The 2,838-nt window shown below is 33.3% G+C and carries 3 protein-coding genes and 1 pseudogene; 1 reads left to right on the forward strand and 3 read right to left on the reverse strand.

The genetic code is table 11. The annotated features are described in order from the left end of the window. Nucleotides 1–245: 245 nt before the first annotated feature. Nucleotides 246–809, reverse strand: coding sequence for a methyltransferase family protein (locus M1G14_RS10710; RefSeq protein WP_011476320.1), 564 nt, complete (start codon nucleotides 807–809; stop codon nucleotides 246–248). A gap of 221 nt (nucleotides 810–1,030) precedes the next feature. On the opposite strand from M1G14_RS10710, the pseudogene M1G14_RS10715 reads away from it, so the two are divergent. After that, nucleotides 1,031–1,207, forward strand: a pseudogene (locus tag M1G14_RS10715) (transposase); the annotation flags it as partial. Nucleotides 1,208–1,580: 373 nt separating this feature from the next. Here the strand turns inward: M1G14_RS10715 and M1G14_RS10720 are convergent. Further along, a complete protein-coding gene (locus M1G14_RS10720) occupies nucleotides 1,581–1,952 on the reverse strand; it encodes a type II toxin-antitoxin system death-on-curing family toxin (RefSeq protein WP_003702087.1) in 372 nt (123 codons plus the stop codon). Next, the gene (locus tag M1G14_RS10725; RefSeq protein WP_247926590.1) at nucleotides 1,949–2,206 is read right to left on the reverse strand and encodes a type II toxin-antitoxin system Phd/YefM family antitoxin; all 258 of its coding nucleotides are present in this window, start codon (nucleotides 2,204–2,206) and stop codon (nucleotides 1,949–1,951) included. The genes M1G14_RS10720 and M1G14_RS10725 overlap by 4 nt, the downstream gene beginning before the upstream one ends. Nucleotides 2,207–2,838: the final 632 nt, after the last annotated feature.

A 2,838-nucleotide genomic window follows, 5' to 3' on the forward strand; every position in this document is an offset into this window, starting at 1 on the left:
ACTACTTTAACATAAAGAAAAAGTAGTGAGTACTCTCTCGCGTCGGAGATTTCTTCACTACTAATCTTAGTATGTTTGTCACCCACTACAGTTGACAAGGAGCCTAATTCCTATGGTGGTTTTACCCACTACAGAAATTATAGAACCATTTTACATAACGCAAAACTCAATCCTTCATTTAAAAAATTTCTCATGTTTAGCAATCAGTCAAATCTAGTTGAAAGGTATGTTATATTTGAATGAAATTACCAAATATAAGGGAAAATTCGATAGCGAACCTTTTGACAGTATGTTTCATATGCTTTCCCAAAATGATTGTGTAAGGCTTTTTCTTCTACCTTTAATCGGATACTGTAACCAACTACCAATAGAATGAGACAAATAATAATTGTGAGAGGATTTAATGAAACAAATGACAAGCCAAGTATGGATACGATGCTACCAGTATAGGCTGGATTCCTTACTATAGAGTAGGGACCTGCTTCTACCAACTGTTGACTATCTGTCGTTTGAACAGCAAGTGTAAAATTCTTCCCAAGATAATTAACTGTATAGATACGTAATACAAATCCGGCTAGAGAAAGGAGAATTCCAATATAGATCAAAAAATGTGGCAGTTGAGCTATAGAAGGTAGAAGTTGTTCATTCATTAATAGAAGGCAACAAACAATACTACCGATAATGATGTAACGACTTCCTTTGTCTTCAGAGTTATTTTCATTGTTTGATTTTGTTTTCCTTTTAATCCACGTTTCTGTGATGATGAAAATGAGAATGAACCCATATGTAAAAATACTCTGTAAATCCATGATTACTTCCTCCATTTAACATTATACAACTTCCAATTTTAGTAGTCAATTAAAAGGAAATAGTTAGAGTATGTTTTGTAATAGGTATCAATGGAAACTTCATGATTTCATCTGTAAAAAATTGGTAGTGTAAAATAAATTGTGTAAACACAAAAAGGAATAAATCCGTTATAGTAGAGTTGCGAAACATTACTAGAAAGAGATTTATTCCTATGACTTAGTTTACCACAGAACTACTTAACCTCCTAGCCCAAAAGCAAGATATTGATGAATTTTTCCGTTCTTCTCTTGAAACAGCTATGAATGATCTGCTTCAAGCAGAATTGTCGGCCTTTTTAGGGTATGAGCCTTATGATAAAGCTAATTATTTTAAAGCCAACAGTCGTAACGGAACGTATTAAAGGAAATTCAAGGTTCAAATATTTGGGGTGAACAGAAAAAGCATCCCGTATTTTTGATACGAAATGCTTTCAATAAGTGTAAATAAGTTTTAACGTTTACTAAATTGTGATGCTTTACGAGCTTTCTTAAGACCTGGTTGGAAACACTTCTATTTGAATACGTTTCAAAATGCGCTTAAAATCAATGTTTTCTCACGTTTTCAGAAAGAACAATTTCATCTAATTTGAATAACTTTCATTTGAATGGTGTGAATTTTACACTAAAAATACACGAATTGAGCTAGATTTTACCAAAAAGTTCACACCATTATTACCTTCGAATCATTAAAAAATAAAGCAAGTAATTTTTAATAGTCACTTGCTTTTTGTATCAATGACTTTTTACAAAATCTAAAATATCTTCGTAGGTTAATTCTGATGCCGCTACACCCAATCCGAGATGAACCAACTCTTCATCAGTACAATCAATCACAATATCGTTAAGTTCTAGTAGCACAAGCATTACAAAAATACCAATGCGCTTATTTCTATCTAAAAAAGCGTGATTCTTAATCAAAGAATAACAAAGCCTAGATGCCTTTTCTTCAATAGTTGGATATTGATCAACTCCAAAATAAGTGTCAAAATCATTCGAAAGCGAGGCCTCAACTAACCCCTTGTCTCGTACTCCATCCATTCCTCCCGTAGATATAATCAATTGACTATGTAAGGCAACAACCTGTTCAACGATTAATCGCTTCATTTAGCTAATTCCTTCAAGGCTTCGAGGTGGCGTGACAAGATAGAGCTTGCCACCTCGTCAACACTAGCTTGATCTGCAACAACAGCTTCTGTCTGTTCTTCTTGAACCAAGGTGCTATAGTCAACTAAAACATATTTAGGTCTATTGTTTTTCAAAATAACAGCTGTACCCTTACTATCAACCATTCGAGCAACTTTAGAGAAATTCTGATTTGCCTCCGTGATTGGAATTAAATTTTCAAGATTAATTTGCATTGTCACCGCCTCCTTTTGTTTATCATACCATTATTAAGCAACAAAAGCAAAAATATAGGATGGATTTATCCTATATCAAGTGAAATAACTTAGTAATTTGAGGGGATTTAGATTTTGCGTACGGTAAATGAGAATACTTTCATGCTCAACTATGATAAAATGATGGCAGCTCATAAGACTTCCTTTCGTAACTAGTTCGTTCAATTCTATTTAACTAGAAAATCTTATGAGCTTTTATTACGTACTTATATTGTATATTCAAGAGTAATAAATAAGCTAGGCAGCCCCCATGGTGTGAACCATGAAGTGTTTCGAAGCGTTAATAGTATCACATTGATTAACATTTTACGGCAATTGATTTCGTCAAATTGCAGCCACATTTATAAGCGACTAAAGTCGCAACAACTGTGTCAATTGCACAAATTTAGTAAGAAAGTACAAAAAATAACACCCCGAAAGGTGCTCTTTGTAAGTATAGTAATTCTTTCGAATTAACGTTTACTAAATTGTGAAGCTTTACGAGCCTTTTTCAAGCCTGGTTGGGGCATAGTTTATTTCAGCCACTTTCAAACACCTTTAAAAACAGCATTTTTACGTATTTACAAAAGTCATTATTTAATCTAATTTTAATC

This window comes from Streptococcus parasanguinis (assembly GCF_023109675.1).
GTDB classification, from domain to species: Bacteria; Bacillota; Bacilli; order Lactobacillales; family Streptococcaceae; genus Streptococcus; species Streptococcus parasanguinis_I.